This is a genomic window from Phaeodactylibacter luteus (genome assembly GCF_007993045.1).
Classification (GTDB): domain Bacteria; phylum Bacteroidota; class Bacteroidia; order Chitinophagales; family Saprospiraceae; genus Phaeodactylibacter; species Phaeodactylibacter luteus.
In genome coordinates this window covers 1-20995 of sequence record NZ_VOOR01000016.1, presented here as the reverse complement: position 1 = coordinate 20995, position 20995 = coordinate 1, and the positions used below count along the sequence as shown (strand labels likewise).

The window sequence follows — 20995 nt, the reverse complement described above, 5'->3', positions numbered from 1 at the left end:
CTCATTCTGTACTGCTATGAGAAGCCCCTTGGGAATCAAGCTGGCAAATTGGGAATTTTGGCCTTCCAAAGCTTTTTATTACCCGGTAGCGCCCTGGATAATTTGGCTGATGCTGCGGTCCCGGCACATGTGCTTCTGGTCTGCCGTCAACCCTAGTATTTACACTTCCGGCATGGGTATGGAGTCTAAGTTCAAAACATTGGAGCTCCTGCCAGAAGCTTACCGCCCTTTGTCCGCGCTTTTGCCGGCAGGCACCGGGCATCAGGAACGGCAAAGCCGCATTCAGCGCGCTGGGATGGCGTACCCTCTTATCGTGAAGCCAGACCTTGGCTTTAGGGGGCTATTGGTGCAGTTGGTGTCTACACCAGATGAAATGAATGCTTACCTAGACCGTTTCCCCGTGGATTTTATTGCGCAGGAATGGCTGCCCCACCCCTTCGAGGCAGGGGTGCTTTATCACCGCATGCCCGGGGAACATAAAGGGCAGGTCACTTCTGTAACAACGAAAGAGTTCTTGTCTGTATGCGGGGATGGGGCATCCACGGTCCTTGACCTGATCCATCGGCACCCGCGGGCACTGCTGCAGCTGGAGCGCATCCGGCAGCAGTACCCCGATAAGCTCGCGCAGGTGCCTGGGCAGGGGGAGCTGGTCAGCTTGGGCATTGTGGGGAATCACGCTAAGGGGACCCGTTTCATCAACAGCAATGGGCTGATCGGTCCGGAGCTGAATGGCTTTTTTGATGAGCTCGCGCTTCAGATCCCGGGTTTCTACTATGGCCGGTTCGACTTGAAGTACTCCCATCCAGCATCTCTGCACACCGGGGAAGGGTTGAAGATTATCGAGCTTAACGGTGTATGTTCGGAGCCCACTCACATTTATGACCCCGCCAAGGGGACTTACTTTTCAGCCTTGCGGGATATTGCCAGGCATTGGGGCATCATCTCGAGGATCGCCCGCCGGCAGCGGAAAGCGGGTGTGCCGGTCATGACCCATCTTCAGACGGCGAAAGCTTTTCTTAAACTTTTTACGTATCAGAAGCGCGTACGTCATTGGATCAGAGCGGCTGCGGCGCCCCATACCTCGCCTGTAGGCACCGCCCAAGGTTAAGCTTAGGTGAATTTCGGCCGTAGAGAGGGCGGATGTCGGGGGTTTGCTTTAACTTAAAGCAAAAACTTGATATGGAGCCTGATAACAACCTAATACAGTTGCACAAGCTGCTTGCTGTCCTCAATGCTTGTGATTCGCCAGAAAGCCTTGTTGCGCAGGTGCCCGACCGCAGGGGGGGGGCGCGGGCGTGGGCTTTCGCCCAAATTGGCAGCACAATTGCTGCAAGCCCGGGACGAGCAGCCCAATAGGAGGTTCAGCAATGTCAAGCAGGTGCTCGGTATTCCGGGCCTCGGCAAAGATACCCTTCAGGATTTGTTGGCAGGGCTGGTGCCTCCTGCTGATTTTGCCTTCCACCAGGCGATGTACAATGGGGTGATCTTAGATAATTGGGAGCTGGAATACTTTGTGACGCCCTTCGAAGATGCGGCCGCATTTGAGGCAGTGACTGCCTCCGCGCATGCCCTGGCCAACTGGGTGGCGGGCCAGGTCGAACAGATTTCTGTCGAAAAGTACAGCAACAGCAAGGCCGCTGAGCTGGCGGGGGCGCTTTTGTCCAAGTGTTATGTAGAGCACTTTCCCGACCCCCACTACGGAGCTTATGCCCTGGCTTTCTGGTTCTACCAGTTTGATGCAGACAACTGGTTTACCTTCGAGCGGGTAAGGGCAGAGACGGAGCGCTATTTGAACTATTACCCGGTATGGGAAGGCCGCTTGGAGCTTTACCTGTTCAAGGGGTTCGATAATGTCGGGGTGCTGGTCAGTGCAACGGCACAAGACGACCTGCCGGTAGTGGTGAACCGGGGAGAGCAGAGCATCACCATTTGGACTTGCCAGCTGAATGATTAGCCAAGGGCCTTCATGAGCAGAAGAACAACCGATTGACGTTCAACTTTAAAGGGGAAAAACTGGCATTAGACCAAAGGCTTGCCTACCTTTGCGGCTTTGTTTCAAAAGCCGGCCCTCACCGGCGGCACAATCGGAGTCACATGCTCACAGTCAATGGCCTGGGCTTGCAGTATGGCAAGCGCATTCTTTTCGATGAAGTCAACCTCAAGTTCACCCGTGGCAATTGTTACGGTGTAATTGGCGCCAATGGCGCAGGGAAGTCTACCTTCCTAAAAATATTGTCTGGTGAAATCGCCCCCAACCGAGGAGGGATAGAGATAGAGCCTGGCAACCGTATGGCTGTGCTCAAGCAGAACCACTTTGAATACGAAGAAGAGCAGGTGCTGGATACGGTCATCATGGGCCATAAGGAAATGTACGATATCATGGTCCGCAAGAATGCCATCTATATGGACCCTGAGGCTTCTGAAGAAGATGGGCTGCTGGCCGCGGAGCTCGAAAACCAGTTTGGGGAAATGGGCGGTTGGAATGCGGAAAGCGATGCCGCGGAGCTGCTCAGCAACCTGGGGGTAACCGAAGACCTGCACTATCGGCAGATGAAAGACCTCTCCGGGGCTGAGAAAGTGAAAGTACTGTTGGCGCAAGCCCTGTTCAGCAACCCGGATATACTGTTGCTCGATGAGCCTACCAATGACCTTGACGCGGAGACGGTCACCTGGCTGGCTGATTTTCTGGCGGACTTCAAGAACTTGGTCATCGTCGTTTCCCACGACCGTTATTTCCTGGACATGGTCTGTACCCATATTGTGGATATCGACTTCAAGCGCATTAAGGTCTTTACAGGCAACTACAGTTTCTGGTATGAGTCTAGCCAGCTGATGGCACAGCAGCTGGCCAACAAGAACAAAAAGGTAGAGCAGAAGCGTAAGGAGATGATGGAGTTTATTCAGCGCTTCAGCGCCAACGCGTCTAAGAGCAAGCAGGCCACCGCCCGCAAGAAAGCCTTGGATAAGCTCAACTTGGAAGACATTCAGCCTTCGAGCCGGAAGTATCCTTACATCCACTTTAAGATGGAGCGGGAGCCCGGCGACCAAATACTCAGGGTAGAGAACCTAAGCCTTCGCAATACCGATGGGCAACTGCTTTTCTCCAATGTGAGCTTTACGATGAACCGTGGCGATAAGATAGCCCTGATTGGGCGGGACGCCACCGCTCTCACGGCTTTGTTCAATGTGCTGGCCGGCAAAATTGCGCCTGATTCTGGTGAGATAGAATTTGGGCAGACCATCACTTCCGGCTATCTGCCTAATGAAAATGACGAGTACTTCTCCGGGCAGGGCGATATTGACCTCATCAACTGGCTGCGGCAATATTCTGAAAACCCAGATGAGCAGTTCATCCGCAGCTTCCTCGGGCGTATGCTTTTCTCAGGGGAAGAGGTCCAGAAAAAAGCCTCTGTACTTTCCGGAGGGGAGAAGGTGCGCTGCATGTTGTCTAAGGTGATGCTGGCACACCCCAACTTCATCCTGATGGACGAGCCGACCAACCACCTTGACCTCGAGTCGATCACTGCGCTCAACAATGCTATGCGCGATTTTGAAGGCAATATGATCTTTACCAGCCATGACCACAAGCTTACGGAGACTGTGGCCAACCGGATTGTGGAGGTGACGCCTAGCGGGGTCATTGACAGCCTGATGGATTACGACGACTATCTGCGGTCGGATAAAATCAAAGCACAGCGCGAGGTTTTACACGGCACAGCAGGGGTGGCCTAAGGGCCTCCTTAAGCTACCTAACAAACGCCAGCTGTAAAAGGCCCGCGAGCACGTATGCGCTTGCGGGCCTTTTGCGTCATGCTTTGCGGGAGGGCGTAGAGCGTGTTGGGACTTTAGCAATCGGTCTGCAAACTGCAATTTTTTCAAAGAACTGCTTGGATGTTAACATAGCATCTCTTAATCTGAGCTAGCGGATTGGCCTTGCACCGGCTGCTCCCAACTGAGGACAGGCCTGTTGCGCTAAGTAGACCGTCCGGCCCAATGCTCAGCGGTGGCCCTACTGCCCTTGCAGGGTAGAATCTTTTCCGGGCTTTCGCTCCTCCTGCAAGACCTTCCCCTGCGTTAGCCGCTGCAAATGAGCAGCCTGCCGGGCTTCAGCAAGTGCCTCCACTTGCTCTTTCGCCCCTATCGGTTTTTTATTCAGGCTGCGGTGGTAAGACCGGATGATAAACCTGGCCATATCATCAGGGTGGTGCAGCCCCATCTGCTTCAGGCTGTGAGAAAGCCTAGACCCCTCGTAAAAGCCCCAATTGTGGATGATCCAGCGCCCAAGGCTGAAGTGGAGCTTCCGCACCGCCATTTCTTCATCAGCCTGCCTGAATTTCTGTACAGACTCCCGGTCGGTGAGCTGATTCAGCTGATTGAAGGCATCGCCAAGGTCTGAGGGGATGTACACCCCATAGATATACTCCTGCTGAATGCGGCGGCGGTAATTTTTGTCATACTCTTGGGCTGTCTCCGGGGGCCGCTGTGCAGTAAGGCTAAGGCTAAAAGCCAATCCGAGGGCTAGGAATAATAATTGCTTGTACATAGGTTCCGTTTTCCTTATCGGCGGCAAAACCGCCATTCAACAGCCCGCGCGCTCCGCACACGGCCAATTTTAGCATACAGGGGCGAGGAGTCAGGGGCTGTAAGACTATAAATGCAAGAGTTGGCCCTGCAAGTATACCCAATCCCCAAAAAAAAATCCCCACAGCAACCTGTGGGGACCTCAAAATAAATGTGCTATGAAAAAGTTAATACAACTTCCTTGGATGAGGAGGCCTACCAGCGTATGAGCCCGGCGCCCCAAGTAAACCCACTGCCAAACGCAGCCAGGCACACGAGGTCGCCCTCCTTGATTTTACCTGCCTCCCATGCTTCGCAAAGCGCAATGGGCACAGATGCGGCTGTGGTATTGCCGAACTTTTGAATGTTATTCCAAACCTGCTCATCCTTTAAGCCCAGCTTCTTCTGCACGAAAGCGCTGATGCGCAAATTGGCCTGATGTGGGATGAGCATATCAATATCTGAAGGCTGAAGCCCTGCTTTGCCCAAAGATTCCATGATGACCTGCGGGAACTTTTGCACCGCCATTTTAAAAACGAACTGCCCTTCCATATTCGGGAAAATCTGCCCGTGCTCTAGCATGTGGCTGTTGAGGAAGATATCCCCATACTCCGCATCGCTGTAGCCGTAGTCCGGCGTTTCGCCAGTATGCCGTTGGTGATAACCGCCGTGGGAGCCGGGGTTGATGAACGCCAGCTTCTCCGCATAAGTGCCATCAGAGTGCAGGCAGGTGTTCAGTACGCCCTGCCCTTCCTTTTCGGTGGGCTGCAAGACCACAGCCCCTGCACCATCCCCGAAAATAACGGTAACGTTGCGGCCGCGTGTAGTATAATCGAGCCCCATAGAATGCATCTCCGCACCGACTAAGAGCACGTTCTTGTACATCCCGGTACGCACAAACTGATCGGCTACAGAAAGGCCGTATAAGAAGCCGCTGCACTGATTGCGGATGTCGAGCGCACCAGCCTCATTGCCAGTGATCCCCAGCTCGCGCTGCAGCAGCACGCCACAGCCAGGGAAGTAATAATCAGGGCTAAGGGTGGCAAAAATGATAAAGTCGACATCCTCTTTGGCGATGCCCGCCCGCGCTATCGCAATTTCAGCAGCCCGGGCGCCCATAGTGGCCGTAGTCTCCTCGTGCTTTTTCCCGTAGCGGCGCTCTTTTATCCCTGTCCGCTCCTGTATCCATTCGTCATTGGTATCCATGACTTTAGACAAGTCGTCATTGGTGACTACTTTCTCAGGCACATAGTACCCTATACCTCCAATCTTTGAACGCAGCATATTTTGATTTGATCTTTATGGAAATTTGGTTGATCAGGACTGAAAAGATAATCCTTTATAGCATGCTGTGAAAATCGAAATTTTATTGCAATTCCCCAAATGCATTTTGCCGGCTGCCCCGGAGACGGAATGGCCCTTCCGCAATTTCAAAGCCTTTCGTTTGCCCCTCTAGCTCGCAATCCCTATCTTTAGTGCCTTGCCCCAGTTGATAAAAAGCACCAGCTTACTACTGCCTACCAGCCTGTCCTGGCATGGACCAAAATGCCGCAGGCGTTTAATCTTTCCGGGCTTTAGCCTGGCATTGGCCTAGCGCTGCGAAGGGGTGGCTGAAGGCCAGACCCGACGCCTGTAGGGCGAGGGGCCGAGCGGACAGCGAGCCCCGTAGCATAGCGGCACCTGCCCTTTAGGCAGGGGCAGGCCCCCTCATCCTAACGGTAGGGGCAGGCCACCAAAAAAACGACAATCTGGTTTGCGCCCGTCTGTCCCAACACCGAAATTGATAACGTTGCTAACTTCCTTGAAAACCCTGCTTTGCCCATGCAAATCATAAAATTGGGGATTATTGAAGACGAGCCTTTGGTACAAGAAAACCTGAGCGTCTTTTTCGATGCCCTGCCCAATACACACCTCGTCTACGTAGCCGCCTCTGTACAGGAGTTCCTAACCGAAGTGCCTGCCGGCGCTATTGATATCCTGCTGCTAGATATCGGCCTGCCGGGCATATCGGGTATTGATGGCATACGCATGCTCAAACAACAATTTGAAGGGGTCAGCATCATTATGCTTACTTCTTACGAAGACCCTGACAAAATCTTCCGGGCCCTTCATGCCGGAGCAGACGCTTACCTCGTCAAACGCTCTACTTTGCAGGCGATCAAAGAAGCCGTTGTTACCGTGCACAACGGCGGGTCTTTCATGTCGCCAAGCATAGCCCGTAAAGTGTTTGACTTTTTTGCGCCCCAGGCCGCTCGCAAACACAACGGCCAAGCGGAAGAAGCCCTTACCCCGCGCCAAGAACAAATTGTGGAAGGCCTGGTAGAGGGCCTTAGCTACAAAATGATTGCGGACAAGTACACCATTTCGGTGGAAACCGTCCGAGACCATATCAAAAAAATTTACCGCAAGCTGCATGTCAACAGCAAAGCGGAAGTGATCCGGAAACGGATGAGCGGAGAAATCTAACCCGGATCAATACTTGCAGTCCACCCAATATGCTTCTAGAAATTTGCCATCTTCGTAAGGCTGCGCTCTTCCTCACAGCCGGGCTCCTCGCCCTACTGCCTACCGCTCCCAATTGGGCGCAAGGCACACTCCCTTCAGAATACTTCTCCGTCAACGACGGGCTCTCAGACCGCGCCATAACAGATATCCTAAAGACACCTGACGGGCTGCTTTGGATGGGCACCGTCAACGGGCTGAACCGCTTCGACGGGTACAATTTCCTCGTCTTTGACAGCCACCCCAGCAACTCGCATCAGCTGTCAGATTCCAACATCAGGGAGTTGTTCCTCGACCAGGCGGGCCACATCATTATTGTCTTTAACAGCAGCTATGCCCTTTTTGACCGGCTCGACCCTCATACGCATGAGCGGGAAGTGGTGCGGCTGCTGCCCGGTACCGGCGTGAGGGGCATACCACGTGATATTGCGGCAACCCCTCAGGGGGATATCGTAGCCCTTTCGGTAAGCAGAGACACAACCTACCTGTTCGGGTATAGGCCTGACGGCAATTTCGAACTCCTATTTGCCCGCCCTGAAGCGCATGGGCAGCTCAGTGCTTCCGTCAGCCTCCTCCCCCTCAACGATGGCACCTTCCTCATCAACGACAGTGAGCTGGGGCTTAGGCACTTCGATGCTTCAGGCCAGCTGCTCTGGAAAGCGGATGCCGCATCCTTCCCTGGGCTGGAGCATAGCAACAACTATCCTGGCATATGCAGCATACTGCACCAAGATGCCAATGGCCGGGTCTGGGTCGCCTTGCAAGGGCAAAGGGGGATGTGCCATTACGACCCCAACCAACACCTGCTGTCCTACGCAGAAGGGCTGCCCCGATGGCAGTATTTCACCCGCCTCTGGGAAGACGAATCCGGGCAGCTCCTGCTGTGCAATTCCAAAAACCATAGCGAAGTGTACCCTTTGCAAGGGATAGTCTGCATTCAGCCCGACTATAAGGTGGTACAGTTTGATGAAATCCTCGGCATAAGCCGCTGGATTGTCAGTGCCTTTAGCAATGACTTTTTCGAAAACCTGATACTTGGGATTGACACCGGGCTCAAAATCGTACAGAACAAACACTCCTCCATCAAAAAGTACTTGGCCGAGAATGTAGGGGCCGACCGGCGGGGGGCCGTGATGCGTGGGGTAACTGGAGATGAAAACGGACAGGTCTACTTTGCCCGGGAAGTAGACGCATGGTATGCCTTTGACCCCTCTACCGGGCTCTTGGACACCCTGCAGCTGCTAGAGGAAGCAACAGGTGAGCCGGTCGCGCTAAGCTGTGGGCGCAATATCGCCTGGAGCGATGGCTATCTATGGGGCATCTCCTGCCTCAATCAGCGCAATGGCCGCCTGCACCGTTATGACCCCCAAAACTGTACGGTGAAAACCTACACCTTCGACTTCCAGTTCACAGCATTCACCCCCGGGCAGCATGGCGGGATATGGCTGGTCGCCGAGCCGCCCAACCCGAGCGGAATGCTCGTCTACTTTGATACTGCTCAAGAAACCTTTTCCGTTTTCAATGACTCCGAAGGGCAAAACCCCCTCCGGGAAGCAAGCCCCCGTTTCATTTTGGAAAGCTCAGAAGGGCTGCTTTGGATAGGCACCGAAAACGGGCTCTACGCAGTGGACCCCGCCAAGCGTTCGTCAAAAGTCTATCGTGCCCGGACCGGGCAGGCCTCCGGCCTGGCCAGCAATATCCTTTATACCATCCACGAAGATGAGAACAAACAGCTGTGGCTCGGCACTACCAACGGGTTCAATATCTTTGACCCCGCCACTGAATCTTTCAGGCACTTCAACCAGCAGAACGGGCTGGCCAGCAATATCGTCTGCGGTTTTGTGCCAGACCAAAACGGCAACTACTGGATCAGTACCTTCAATGGCTTGTCTTATTTCAATGCCGCTGTAGGCAACTTCCGGAATTTCTACCAAAAAGACGGGCTGAGCCACGACGAGTTCAACCGGTTCTCTTACTACAAAGACTCCTATGGCAACATTTACATGGGGGGCGTCAACGGTATGAACGTCTTCCGCACAGAAGACCTTCTCGTCAACTACCAAACCCCACCCCCTATCCTGACCAGCATCACCCGCTTCAACAGCAGGCTGGACAGCACCATGGTACAGTATGCCGGGCTTAATGGCATTCAAGAGCTCTCCATCTCCCCTTACGATACTTATATCTCACTTTCCTACACCATCCCCAACTATGCAAGCCCAAGGCGGAACCAGTTCAAGACTTGGCTGGAAGGGTATGATAAAGATTGGATATACCAGGGCACCGCAGCATCTACTCGCTTTAACAGCCTGCCGCCTGGGCAGTACGTACTCCACATTAAAGGGGCAGACGCCAACGGCAACTGGAGCGAGCAAGCCCTCTCAATCCCCCTGACCGTAAACCCTCCTTTCTACCGGACACCGTTTTTTTTCCTGCTCTGCGCCCTGGCCATAGCGGCACTCCTCTATGCCTACTTCCACCACCGGCTCGAACGCCGCCTCGAAGTGGAGCGCATCCGCACCAAGCTGTCCAGCGACCTCCACGATGAGGTCAGCGGGCTGCTCGCCGGCATTGCTATGCAAACGGACTTGCTGCAGCTGATGGTCAAAGACGACAACAGCAAGGAGAAACTCAAAAAAATGGGGGAAGTGAGCCGGACAGCCATGTCTAAAATGAGCGATGTCATCTGGTCTATCGACTCCAGAAAAGACCGTGTCGAAGACTTGCTGCTCCGAATGCGGGAGCATACCGAAGAGGTCCTTGCCCCCCTCAATATCCAATACCGTTTCCAAGCTGGCAAGCTGGACCGGAATAAGAAAATCAGCGTGACCCTGCGCCAGAACCTCTACTTTATTTTCAAAGAGGCCATCAACAATGTAGCGAAGCACTCTTGGGCAACGGAAGTGAACATCACTTTCCGGAATATTGGCAACCAATGTATCCTCCAAGTTGAGGACAACGGCCTAGAAATCCTTCGGCAGCGGCAGGAATCCCTCGCCGAGGCCGGCGCTTCGCTCACCGACAGGGGCCAATCTAAGCTGAACTATGGGCAGGGCAAGAAAAGGCAAAAAACAGGGCAGGGGCTTGCCAATATGGAAATGAGGGCACAAAGGCTGGGGGCCAAAGTGAAAGTGGACAAAGACAGCAAAGGCTTTTCCATCACCTTGTGGATGCCTAAGTTTGCTTAGCTCGCCTAGTGGTCTGTCAAGGCTAAAACTAGGGGTTGCCTGCGGCGACTTTTGAGGCTACTCTTCGTTGGACAACCCCTTACGTAGCGCTGCTATGCGCGGGAACATCCGCCTTGATTAGCCTCAAAATCCGCTCCCACTCAACCCATAAATTAACACTTGACAGACCACTAGCCACTGCCTTGCCCAATGCTTTACCCTACTGCGTTTGCTTGCTGAAGGGGTGGCGTATACGGTAGGCCTGCCGCTGGCTCACCTGCCGGATGATATAAGGTAGCATGCGATTGAGCAATGGATTGCGCGCCCGGACATACACCGGCCGCTCAACTGCTACCGCTCCTACTGAGCTTTTGATCTCCGTGGCCGTCCTGGCAAAATTGACTTCCCTGCTCCCCCAATCCTCAATACCTATCCGGACCATATCGTAGAGCATATTCAGGTACAGCTGATGGGAACTGTTGTACCGTTCTTCCATCCCCAAGAAATGGGCTTCTGTGACAGCCCCATTTTTCAAAGCCGTACAAAATCCAGCCAGCTCACCTTCTGCTGTATAATACCCAATGACTTTAAAGCCCGCGCCAAAGGCAGCTTTCAATGCACTGAAATACCCCTCTGGCAAACGTATCATACTGAAATCTGCCCCCTCTGCGATTTTCTCGTACAGCCCGTGCAAAACAGGCTCCTCCCGCTCGATCGCCTCCAAAGACAGTTCATGCCGGAACAGCCCTTCCGCTTTTTTGAACGCCCGCCGGGCACGGACCCTATACTTGGAAGTCATAGCGCCCAGATAATCATCAAATGAGGCCCAGCCGCGGTCGATAGGGAGCAACATCTCCGGCTCGAAGTAGAAAGGATGGAAACCCTCCGCCCTAAAGTGGGCAGCAGCTTCCTCATCCCCAGCATGGAAATCCTTGGCCATGATAGCGGCTGCTTTGCGGCCAGAAAGGTAAAGGTGCCTGCAAAGCAGGCTGGTGCTCTCCTGGTACAAACGGCAAGCGGCTGCCCGAGCGTAGCCCGGCATACTATAGGCATACTCCCCAGTTGCCTGCGCCGCCCCCCCAATGAGCAGCCGGAATGAAGCCGGCCTAAGCACGGCCTTCAGCAGCCTGTGCCAGAGCCGCTCCCGCCAGCCGCTGCCAGCAGGGGCCTGCCCTAAGCTCTGTACCTGCTGCCCAACTACAAAATCAACCAACTGGTACATCATCACACCAGCCGGCTTGCCCTTTTCCTTCAACACCAAATAAATTGGAGAAACACCCCTCGGCATTGCTGCCTCAAAAGCCATCAGGTAGGCACGGCTCAGAAAAACCTGCCCTTCCTCCAACAGCGTATCCCAAACGGCAGGAAGGGCTTCAGCGCTCTCATACAAGTGAAGTTGAAAGCCAGGGTCTTGCAACTGCCAAGACAACAGGCTGCCTTTAGCGGAAGCCTGAGGGGCAGGTGCGGAATCGCAAATAGAGGAGGGTGCTACCCACTGTTGCACCGAGTGGTACAATGGGCACTTCGCTCGCTTTTCAGCAGTAGCATATTTCATAAAAGGAAAGTTCTGAACGTTCAAGGGCAAAACAGAGGTTTGCCCAACATAGTTTTATAGGGATAAAGCCATCTCCCGGTTTATTCTGCCACCGAAGCTTTTATGAAGGCCAAAGCCCGCTCCTCATCTACCCACCCTTGCAATTGGTGTGCCCCTAGGCCGTCGTATTGCAAAAACCAAGATTCGATCAGGTGCCTCGCCCCATCATAACGGATACTGAAGTCCGTAAAGTCTGCTGGCGAAATGACCTGCAGTGCGCTGTCAGCAGGGATAGCAATCACTTTCACATCCACCTGGCCTTCGTCTAGCAGCCGGAGGGCACCTACCGGGCGCACCACGATCTGAGTACCCGTGGGCAGGGATTCTGAAATGAGCAGCACATCCACGGCATCCCCATCTCCACCATCAGCAACGGGCAGAGCTGTGCCCGGTATGAAGCCGTAGTTGCCCGGATAAGGGAGAAAATCGATGATGCGGTCGGCACCGTTGCGCTGATCTGCCCTAAACTGCCCGGAAGCCTTATCATATTCTATCTTCTTGTTGGTCCCGGCTGGGATTTCCACAACCATATTAACCCACTCCCCCTGCAAGGCCGGCAGCGTTCCCGGCAAAGGCTGCTGCAAGGTGTCTGTTCCGGAACTACAGGACAGCAAAAAAAGGGCAAGCAGCATAAGGGTAGAGCATAAGCGGGTACATCTCATAATCAGGGCTTTTGGCCGGTAAAGTTAAGGCGTTATCGCCTTACGTGCTATCATTGCCCCTGTAAGTACATTAAACAAAAGTTAAAAATCAAAAAAGTTGGCACAGCAACAAGAACTGCACCGTGCTTCCATGCGTTACACCTAAAATCTGAATACAATAGCTTTATAAAGTGGGCACGCTGTCCACGCATGTGTACGCTCCCGTGCCCTATTACCTTCAACAAAACACTAGAAACCATGCCTATAGATTACAGCAGGCCCGTCCCACGTGTAAAAGCAGAAGACCTTACCCGCGAACGTTTCGAGCAGGAGTTCCTCCTTCCCAACCGCCCAGTGGTCATCGAAGGGCTGCTCAAAGGGTCCGCCGCTTACCACAAATGGTCCATGGATTTTTTCCGCAAGGAAATGGGAGAGCTACAGGTCGGCATCTTCGATGACATCCCCGGCAAAGAAGACCGCTCCTTCAAATCTCCCGACCTCCACATGAAGTTTGGAGAATACCTGGACCTTATCGAACGGGAACCGACCAACAAGCGCATCTTCCTCTTCAACCTATTCAAGCACCGCCCGGAGCTGAAAAAGGACGTCGTCTTCCCGGACATCGTCAAAAACTGGAACAAAAACTTCAGGTTCACTTTCTTTGGAGGAAAAGACTCTGTGGTGCGCATTCATCAGGACATGGACATGGCCAATGTCTTCCTCACCCAGTTCCACGGCGCCAAGCGCGTTATCTTGTTCGACCCCAGCTACTCCGACCTGCTCTATCGCTACCCCTTCGGCGTGCACAGTTCGGTCGATGTAGAACACCCAGACTATGAGACCTACCCTGGCCTCCACCATGTGAAAGGCTACGAGACCGAAATCAACAACGGGGATACCCTCTTCATCCCCTCCGGTTATTGGCACCATATCGTTTACCTCGAAGGCGGCTTCGCTATGGCGCTCCGCTCTTGGAGCCCACACACCCAACGCTACCTGCGGGGCCTGCTGAACGTCGGGCTCATCACGCACCTCGATGAAGCCCTCCGCTACCTCTTTGGCAAGCGTTGGTTCGCATGGAAAAAAGCGGAAACCTTTAGAAGAGCCAACCGGGCTATCCAGAAATCCCCGCCCAGAAAACAGGAAGAACTGGCCACTGCTTAACCGTAAAAGCCATAAAACCTGTTGTTTTTGGGGCCTCCCCTTGCCTGACGCGGCAAGGGTCGCTATGCTCCGGGGCTCGCTATCCGCTCGGCCCTGACGGGCTTGCCACCCCTGCGCAGCGCTAGTCCAACCCCATGATAAAACAGCGGATAACTTGCCATTCTTTGGCCTACGCACAGCTGATGGGCGCACTGCCGCGCCCATCAGCTCTCTGCCATCACCGTGCCTTTGCGCCGCTGAGCGCTCCCCCACCTAGCCCAACCTGCCATAAAATAACTGAGGCCCGCTTAGCAAATTAACTTGGACAAGCTCTAAATTTGCGGGCTATTGCATCATCAATACCTTATAAAATGAGGACTATCCTATTGTTCCTGGCCGCCACCGGCCTATTTTTGACCGCCTGCCAGCCCGCAGCCCCACAAGAAAAAGAGCAGCCGCCGCTAAAGGAAGTCCTCCCCGGCACTTGGGAAGCCGTTTCGATCAATGTAAAGGTGAACTCCGCTATGGATACTGACTCCTCCTATGTCTTTGATGTGCCCGAAGAGCTATGGGTGCAAAAACTGGGCGTCCTGCCGGTCAAAACGTTTTATGAGGCCGACAACAAATATCGGCAGGTATATACAAGCCTGACCAATGAAGAACTGAGCACTACGCGAGGGATATGGAACACCTTCAGCGATACGCTCATGATGATCGAAGAAAATACGACCTACCAATACGTGGTCTCCCTGCCCGGCAATGGCTTGGCAGAATTCAGGGCACAGCTAGATTGGGACGGCGATGGGAAAGCCGACGACGACTACCTCGGCATCAGCCGGCAGATCAGCAAATATGCCAACTAAGCGCGTATTGGGATTTTGGTCTTCTAGTCGAGAACTAATGCCTGAAGCCATAAATCCTTGCCACCCCAAGTTTCGTTCTTTTCCGCCTACTCTTCGTTAAAGAACCGCTCCTTTAGCTCGGGCTAAAGTCGCGAACCTTCGCCTTGATTAGCCGGAAGATAACTTCAACGATTTATGACTTGAGGCACTAGCAATTTAAGTATCAGATTTTTGATTAGACGAGGCCCGAAAACCGGAATTTAGCCAAAGTTTCGGGGTAAAGTATAAGCGAAAAAGTGTCCCGCTGTCTAGCGGGACAGACCGATTGCTAAAGTCCCAACACGCTCGAAGCGCCCCTCATCTTGTTTTGGCCTTGAGCCCTATAACTTTGAAATGCTTTTTCGGCGGCAGCATCGGACTAGCGCTGCGGAGGGGTGCAAGCCCGGTAGGGCCGAGCGAGGAGCGAGCCCCGTAGCATAGCGGCCCCGTGCCGTTAGGCAGGGGGAGGCCCATAAAAAACTTGCTGGCAGCCGGCAGCCGGATGAGCACAGAACTTCGTATTTTTAAAGGCACAAAACAAGTAGGCACAATGAAGCAATTTTGCGCTAAGCTATTGCTGCTCGCCTTGTGGCCAGCATCTAGCCTTTCTGCACAGCCCCCATTCTCAGATGGCTCCACTGCTGCCGGCATAGGCCACCCTGGGCGGAACTATGGCGTGGCTTTCGGGGATTTTGACGGGGACGGGGGAGAGGATATTTACATCTCCCGCCACAATGCCCCCAACCTGCTCTACCGGGCAGTAGGGCAGGGCAGGTTTGAAGAGGTGGCGCAGGCTGCCGGGGTAGCTCATGCCGGCACTACGACCGTGAGCACTTTTGCGGACATAGACAACGACGGCGACCTCGACCTCTACCTGGGCAACCGAGACGAGGACAACATCCTTTACCGGAATAATGGTGACGGCACTTTCACGGATATCAGCGCTGTGGCTGGGGTCAATAGCGGTTTCCGCACCCGGGCAGTGCTCTTTGGGGATGTGGACCGCGATGGTTGGGTTGATCTTTACGTGGCCAATATGAACGCTCCCAATTTCCTTTACCACAACAACGCGGACGGTACCTTTACCAATATAGTCGAGCAAGCCAATGCTCAGGATTATGGCGTAGCGATGGGCTCCTTGTTTTTTGACTACGACAACGATGGCGATCTTGACCTCTACCTTACGCATGATGCCAATCAGCCCAATATTTTGTACCGTAACGACGGGAGCGGCCATTTTGAGAACACCTCTGCCTATTCTGGGGCCAATATTGCTGCTCAGGGCATGGGCGTAGACTTTGCCGATGTCAACAACGACGGCTATTTTGACCTTTACATTACCAACCTTTACAGCAATGAGCTTTTGCTCAATGATGGGGACGGCACCTTCTCCCTGGCTACCGCCCAAGCGGGGGTAGGCGATTTAGGCATGGGCTGGGGCACCGTATTCCTTGATTACGACAACGACGGCTGGACGGACCTGTACGCGGTCAACGACTATTATTTTGCTCCCTTTTACAATGTGCTTTACCGGAATACTGGTGGGGGCACTTTTGAGGCAGTGGGTGCTGGAAGCCCTGTGGAAAGCCCGCTAGCGGGGTATGGCGTTGCAGCAGGGGATGTGAATGCAGACGGTTTCCCAGACCTGGTGCTGGCCAATGCCGGGTCAAACGATGGCAATCAGCTTTTGCTGAATATGGCACAAGGCAACAATCATTTCGTCAAGGTGCAATTGGAGGGCACGCTCAGCAACCGCTCTGCAATAGGTGCACGGGTGGTAGTGGAGGCAGGCGGGCACCGTCAGATGGATGAGGTCTGTGCAGGCTCGGGCTATGCTTCCCAAAATAGTTTTGCGCTCCACTTTGGGCTAGGGGCGGCAGCTGTCATAGACCGGTTGGAAATTTTTTGGCCTTCGGGCGAGGTAGAAGCCTATGAAGGCCTGGCTGCAGATCAATCTTACCGTTTCACAGAAACGAGCGGCTTTGTGACCGCTGCGCCCGAGGAAGATACGGCTCGCCTAGAAGGGGCGGTTTTCCCCAACCCCGTTTCGGGCACTTTGCAGTTGCGGTGCCGTTCGCATCAGGCAGGGCGTGGGCAGCTGTCCCTGTTGGATATCAGGGGGCAGGTGGTTTGGGAAAAAGAGGTGGGCGTACAAGCCGGATGGAACAGCTGGCCAATTGATATGCGGGCGCTTTCCCCTGGGCTGTACTACTTGCAGGGCAGTGGGGCGCTTGCTGGGCAGGCCTTCCCCGTGGTGCGTCAGTAGGCAGACAGAAGAGCGAGAATGACTGCTGCAGGTGTTAGGAAATGGGCAGGGAATACGGAAAGCCGTATACTTGCGTTATCAAACCTGAACAGCGGCGGCGTGAGCCTCATGCGGCTGCGGAAAAAAAGGAATTTATGTTTGGACGATTACGCTTGCTGTGGGCTGTACTGATGGTGCTTGGTGCGAGCATAGCCGGCAAGGCTCAGAAATACAGCAACGAGTTTTTGACCATAGGTGTAGGTGCAAGGGCACACGGCATGGGCACTGCCGTGGCCGCCACCGTAGGCGATGTCACTGCTGGGCTGTGGAACCCTGCAGGGCTGGCCCAAATTGATACTGCTGAGGGGCTGCAGCTTGGTGCGATGCACGCTGAGTGGTTTGCCGGGGTTTCCAAATTTGACTATTTGGGCTTTACCCCACCGCTAGGCAATGGTGCCCGTCTGGGCTTTTCCCTGGTGCGTTTTGGCATAGATGGCATCCCGAATACCTTATCCCTCTACAACAGCGATGGCACCGTCAACTTCGATCAAGTCACGGAGTTCTCAGCTGCCGACTACGCTTTCCTGGTCAGCTATGCCAAGCCATTGAAGGTGAAAAAAGGGGAGCTCCTGGCAGGCGGCAGCGTCAAGGTCATCCACCGCCGGATCGGCCCTTTTGCCAATTCATGGGGCTTCGGGCTAGATGCCGGGCTGCAGTACCATATCAAAGGTTGGAGCTTTGGCCTGGTTGCAAAGGACATCACCTCTACTTTCAACGCCTGGTCGTTCAGCTTTACCGAAGCGGAGAAAGAGACTCTGGCCCTGACCAACAACGAGGTGCCCATCAATAGCGTAGAGATTACCCGCCCGCAAGTGGTACTAGGGGCTGCGCGCCGCTTTGCTGTAAAAAATATCGGCTTAACGCCAGAGGTGAACTTCATCCTGACCACGGATGGGCAGCGCAATACCCTGGTTTCAGCCGACCCCGTCAGCATGGACCTGGCCGGAGGGGTAGAGGCCGATTACAAAAACTTTCTCTTCCTGCGTGCTGGCGTTAGCCAATTCCAGCAGTTCACCGATTTTGAAGGCAGCGAACAGCTGCGGATGCGCCCCAGCTTGGGCGTGGGCTTCCGCATATCCAAGTTTGTGGTGGATTACGCCTATACGGACTTGGGCAGTGAGGAGAGCACTTATTCGCATATCATTTCTTTGCGTTTGGCGATCCGGCCGAAGGGTAGCCGGTAGCACGCTGGCAGGGTAGGGGTATCCGTTCTTGTGGCATACATCGTTGATCTTCAGATATGCCGGGGCCCGCTGTAACCGGTTGGGAATGTGAGGGTCAAGTAAAAAGTTGCAAACTCCGTTTAGGATATTTTCTCTGTCCTACTACTTTAGTATACTTTTACGATTAACCGGCAGGTACACCTTCATAGTCCAACAACTTAAGGTTTCGCTCCGCGTCTACTGCGTGGTGTGAAATTATGGTGCAGCTATTTTTTCGGCTCGCAAGGCGAAAAACGTAGGCGACGCCTCCACGAAGCGTGGGGATAAGAGGTTCCACGATGCAGTCGGCGAAGCTTTTGAACTTGTCTGCGGTGCGCAAGCAGGCGCAGCGAGATGGAAAAAGAGCCAGTCAAAAATCACAAATCTTGGGTTGGCGGACTATAAGAGCGTGTTGGGATTTTGGTCTTCTAGCCGAAAATTAGTGCCTCAAGCCATAAATCCTTGACACCCCAAGTTTCGTTCTTTTCCGCCTACTCTTCGTTGAAGAACCTCGGGCTAAAGTCGCGAACCTTCGCCTTGATTAGTCGGAAAACAACTTCAACTTAAGTATCAGATATTTATGACTTAAGGCACTAGTGGTTTGTCAAGTGTTAATTTATGGGTTGAGTGGGAGCGGATTTTGAGGCTAAATCAAGGCGGATGTTCCCGCGCATAGCAGCGCTACGTAAGGGGTTGTCCAACGAAGAGTAGCCTCAAAAGTCGCCGCAGGCAACCCCTAGTTTTAGCCTTGACAGACCACTAGCAATTTTTTGATTAGCCGAGGCCCGAAAACCGGAGTTTAGCCAAGTCCCGCTTTTTACGCACAAAAGCGGGGAGGATTTCCGGGGCGAAGTATAAGCGAAAAAGTGTCCTGCTGTCTATTGGGACAGACCGATTACTAAAGTCCTAGCACGCTCTAAACCTTATTTACCAACTAACATCATTTGTATGTGCCCTTTTAGACATAATAGGGTTGGGCAGCTATCTTCAGATTCCAGCCTTGCTCCGGTAAGTGTGGCTTCGCAAAGGCGGACATCAGGTAACGTAAGCCTGCCCTGCAACAGGCAGAAACTCAATAAGCATGCCATTCGGTTTTACGTGATTTTACTGCTATTGCTTGGTACGTTGTTCCTCCCTTTACAAACCACCTACGGTACCCCTTGTGCTAATCGCCCGGAATACTACGGTGAAGAGTTGGCGGATTCCACAAGGCTACAAGTTACACTGGATAAGGAGCATCGCTCCCCTGGTTGGTCCGATTTAGAAGAAGGCGATAGTGCACGAGTGCTGCGGGAATTCGACCGTGCAGAAGCAGCCTATCAGGAAGCTATAGTTAAGGCCGGCCGCAGCCGGGATACGCAGTTACTGTTTAGGGCTTACATGGAACAAGGGAAAATACCTTATTTCAAAGGCGACTATCATAAAGCGGTTTCGGTATGGAAGAAAGCCCTGTCGCTTACCGGAGCAGCAGCGTTGAGCCCTTCCGCCGAAGGGCGTATCCGTGCTAATTTAGGAGCGGGGTACATTGCTGTACAGTATGCTCAGTCCGCTTTTAAGCACCTGAGCCGGGCTTATGAAATTCTAAAAGACGAACCGGATGCCACTCCTTTTCAATTGGGCATTACCCGCCTGAACATAGCCGTAGCGCTTCAGCATATGGAGGCTTATGACTATGCCTGGCAAATCCTTCGCGAGCTGGAGGCAGAAGCAGAAAACCCCTACCTGAAGTCCCTGGTTTATGCGAACCTGCTTGCCATAGGAGGGGCACGAGAAGAAAAAACACAGTTTTACCGCTATCTCGACTCGCTTTATGTTTATGAGGACGGACAGCTGACGGGTCATACGCTGCAAATTATTGCTGAAGGAGGCGTTGCGTTTGCTGACTGGCCGTTGGTAAGGGAGCAACTGGCTCAAATCGCTGCTGCTGCGGCGGAAGACCCTGATGTCCGCTATATCCATGCTTTGCCGGAATTCGAGGCTTACTTCACGGAGCAGGGCGTGCTCTTGCTGGATACACAACTGATCAACCGCTGTGTGGAGCGAAATACAGACCGTAAAACACCCCGGCAGCTCTATGAACTGCTGCACCTGAAGAGTGAAATTGCTGCCCGGCAAAGCGATTGGGAAAAAGCTCATAAATGGCTTCGGGAGGCTGATCAGGTGGGGGCGATTTGGCAAGACAGCCTCCGAAATTCACAGTTTGCGGATTTTGCAGAGCAATATCGCAGCAGCAGTTTGAAAAAAGAGGTCGTGTCTTTGTCGGAAGACTTACTCGATAGGACGAACGAGCTGCGCAGCAACCGGATCATTACCTTTACCCTTTTCGGGTTGTTGCTGGGGAGCCTGGGCGTTGGGTTCCTGTTTCTGTTTAATCTCCGCAAAGCCAGGAAGCTGGCTATTGAGGAAAAGGCCCTTCGGGAAGAAAGTAAACAGGTTGCTGCCCAAAAAATGGCATTGCTGGAGGATGAGCTGTCCAAAAAAGAGGAGAAGCTGCACTTTACCCTTACCCAGCAATTGCACATCCGTCAATTGTTTGAGGAGGCGGTGGCCTTTGCACAAAACTCGTCCGTGGAGCAAGATCAGGAGCGCTTCCTCAACCATCTTCAGGTGGAGCAGGAGCGTCTCCGTGCCCTCCGCCAAAGCCAGGATATGGAAACTGAGCTCAATGAGCAACTGCCGGTATTCATGGCACGGCTCAACGAGCGTGCTCAGGAGCCCCTCACGCCCTACGAAAAGGCGGTGGCTGCGCTCATCCGGTCGGGCTATACAACCAAAGATATAGCTGCTCTTCTTGATAAGTCTGTCCGGGCTATTGATAATGCCCGCTATCGGGTCCGTCAAAAGCTGGGCCTCAATCGTACCGATCATTTGCAGAGCTACCTGGAAGCGATTCGTAACCGGTAGGAGGGGATTTTTTGGTGTTATGGTTTTCCTGGCGTTGGTACTTTAACCTTGGAAGCTTTATCCTTTATTCCGGTGTTTTGGTGTTCTGGTTTTTCT

General features: G+C 53.5%; 14 protein-coding genes. 10 read left to right on the top strand and 4 right to left on the bottom strand.

Annotation, left to right across the window (positions count from 1 at the left end; genetic code table 11):
• Positions 1 to 109 precede the first annotated feature (109 nt).
• The 3 genes from FRY97_RS09280 (at position 110) to FRY97_RS09270 (ending at position 3732) form a co-directional block, all read left to right on the top strand.
• The gene (locus FRY97_RS09280) at positions 110 to 1108 is read left to right on the top strand and encodes a hypothetical protein (RefSeq protein ID WP_147167173.1); all 999 of its coding nucleotides are present in this window, start codon (positions 110 to 112) and stop codon (positions 1106 to 1108) included.
• A 216-nt stretch (positions 1109 to 1324) separates the two neighbouring features.
• Positions 1325 to 1954 (top strand): hypothetical protein, encoded by a 630-nt coding sequence (locus FRY97_RS09275; RefSeq protein WP_170254566.1) that lies wholly within the window; start codon positions 1325 to 1327, stop codon positions 1952 to 1954.
• A gap of 140 nt (positions 1955 to 2094) precedes the next feature.
• On the top strand, positions 2095 to 3732 hold the full coding sequence (locus tag FRY97_RS09270; RefSeq protein WP_147167171.1) for an ABC-F family ATP-binding cassette domain-containing protein: 1638 nt from the start codon (positions 2095 to 2097) through the stop codon (positions 3730 to 3732).
• 277 nt (positions 3733 to 4009) lie between these two features.
• On the opposite strand, the gene FRY97_RS09265 is transcribed toward FRY97_RS09270, so the two are convergent.
• Together FRY97_RS09265 and FRY97_RS09260 are read right to left on the bottom strand one after the other, a co-directional pair.
• Positions 4010 to 4543 carry a DUF6794 domain-containing protein gene (locus FRY97_RS09265; RefSeq protein ID WP_147167170.1) on the bottom strand — a complete coding sequence of 178 codons (534 nt, stop codon included), beginning with the start codon at positions 4541 to 4543 and terminating at the stop codon, positions 4010 to 4012.
• Positions 4544 to 4776: 233 nt separating this feature from the next.
• On the bottom strand, positions 4777 to 5844 hold the full coding sequence (locus tag FRY97_RS09260) for a 3-oxoacyl-ACP synthase III family protein (RefSeq protein WP_147167169.1): 1068 nt from the start codon (positions 5842 to 5844) through the stop codon (positions 4777 to 4779).
• A gap of 537 nt (positions 5845 to 6381) precedes the next feature.
• Between FRY97_RS09260 and FRY97_RS09255 the strand changes: the two genes are divergently transcribed.
• Together FRY97_RS09255 and FRY97_RS09250 are read left to right on the top strand one after the other, a co-directional pair.
• Positions 6382 to 7026: a response regulator gene (locus FRY97_RS09255; protein ID WP_147167168.1), complete on the top strand. Its 645-nt coding sequence runs from the start codon at positions 6382 to 6384 to the stop codon at positions 7024 to 7026.
• 29 nt (positions 7027 to 7055) lie between these two features.
• Complete coding sequence (locus tag FRY97_RS09250) at positions 7056 to 10250, top strand: ligand-binding sensor domain-containing protein (protein WP_147167167.1); 3195 nt, start codon at positions 7056 to 7058, stop codon at positions 10248 to 10250.
• Positions 10251 to 10449: 199 nt separating this feature from the next.
• Here FRY97_RS09250 and FRY97_RS09245 read toward each other — a convergent pair whose 3' ends face one another.
• Positions 10450 to 11784 carry a GNAT family protein gene (locus FRY97_RS09245; protein ID WP_147167166.1) on the bottom strand — a complete coding sequence of 445 codons (1335 nt, stop codon included), beginning with the start codon at positions 11782 to 11784 and terminating at the stop codon, positions 10450 to 10452.
• Positions 11785 to 11864: 80 nt separating this feature from the next.
• A complete protein-coding gene (locus tag FRY97_RS09240) occupies positions 11865 to 12485 on the bottom strand; it encodes an inorganic diphosphatase (RefSeq protein ID WP_147167165.1) in 621 nt (206 codons plus the stop codon).
• 237 nt (positions 12486 to 12722) lie between these two features.
• On the opposite strand from FRY97_RS09240, the gene FRY97_RS09235 reads away from it, so the two are divergent.
• The 5 genes from FRY97_RS09235 (at position 12723) to FRY97_RS09215 (ending at position 20899) form a co-directional block, all read left to right on the top strand.
• Positions 12723 to 13628: a cupin-like domain-containing protein gene (locus FRY97_RS09235; protein WP_170254565.1), complete on the top strand. Its 906-nt coding sequence runs from the start codon at positions 12723 to 12725 to the stop codon at positions 13626 to 13628.
• 350 nt (positions 13629 to 13978) lie between these two features.
• A complete protein-coding gene (locus FRY97_RS09230; RefSeq protein ID WP_147167163.1) occupies positions 13979 to 14470 on the top strand; it encodes a hypothetical protein in 492 nt (163 codons plus the stop codon).
• A gap of 568 nt (positions 14471 to 15038) precedes the next feature.
• Positions 15039 to 16754 (top strand): FG-GAP-like repeat-containing protein, encoded by a 1716-nt coding sequence (locus FRY97_RS09225; protein ID WP_170254564.1) that lies wholly within the window; start codon positions 15039 to 15041, stop codon positions 16752 to 16754.
• A 170-nt stretch (positions 16755 to 16924) separates the two neighbouring features.
• Positions 16925 to 17977, top strand: coding sequence for a putative type IX sorting system protein PorV2 (locus FRY97_RS09220; RefSeq protein ID WP_147167263.1), 1053 nt, complete (start codon positions 16925 to 16927; stop codon positions 17975 to 17977).
• Positions 17978 to 19093: 1116 nt separating this feature from the next.
• Positions 19094 to 20899: a tetratricopeptide repeat protein gene (locus FRY97_RS09215; protein ID WP_170254563.1), complete on the top strand. Its 1806-nt coding sequence runs from the start codon at positions 19094 to 19096 to the stop codon at positions 20897 to 20899.
• The last annotated feature ends 96 nt before the right edge of the window (positions 20900 to 20995 follow it).

Bases quoted from the DNA above. Each gene is read 5' to 3' on its own strand.
- FRY97_RS09280 (WP_147167173.1), top strand. From the start codon at position 110: ATGCTGCGGTCCCGGCACATGTGCTTCTGGTCTGCCGTCAACCCTAGT.
- FRY97_RS09270 (WP_147167171.1), top strand. From the start codon at position 2,095: ATGCTCACAGTCAATGGCCTGGGCTTGCAGTATGGCAAGCGCATTCTT.
- FRY97_RS09265 (WP_147167170.1), bottom strand. From the start codon at position 4,543: ATGTACAAGCAATTATTATTCCTAGCCCTCGGATTGGCTTTTAGCCTT.
- FRY97_RS09260 (WP_147167169.1), bottom strand. From the start codon at position 5,844: ATGCTGCGTTCAAAGATTGGAGGTATAGGGTACTATGTGCCTGAGAAA.
- FRY97_RS09255 (WP_147167168.1), top strand. From the start codon at position 6,382: ATGCAAATCATAAAATTGGGGATTATTGAAGACGAGCCTTTGGTACAA.
- FRY97_RS09250 (WP_147167167.1), top strand. From the start codon at position 7,056: ATGCTTCTAGAAATTTGCCATCTTCGTAAGGCTGCGCTCTTCCTCACA.
- FRY97_RS09245 (WP_147167166.1), bottom strand. From the start codon at position 11,784: ATGAAATATGCTACTGCTGAAAAGCGAGCGAAGTGCCCATTGTACCAC.
- FRY97_RS09240 (WP_147167165.1), bottom strand. From the start codon at position 12,485: ATGAGATGTACCCGCTTATGCTCTACCCTTATGCTGCTTGCCCTTTTT.
- FRY97_RS09235 (WP_170254565.1), top strand. From the start codon at position 12,723: ATGCCTATAGATTACAGCAGGCCCGTCCCACGTGTAAAAGCAGAAGAC.
- FRY97_RS09230 (WP_147167163.1), top strand. From the start codon at position 13,979: ATGAGGACTATCCTATTGTTCCTGGCCGCCACCGGCCTATTTTTGACC.
- FRY97_RS09225 (WP_170254564.1), top strand. From the start codon at position 15,039: ATGAAGCAATTTTGCGCTAAGCTATTGCTGCTCGCCTTGTGGCCAGCA.
- FRY97_RS09220 (WP_147167263.1), top strand. From the start codon at position 16,925: ATGGTGCTTGGTGCGAGCATAGCCGGCAAGGCTCAGAAATACAGCAAC.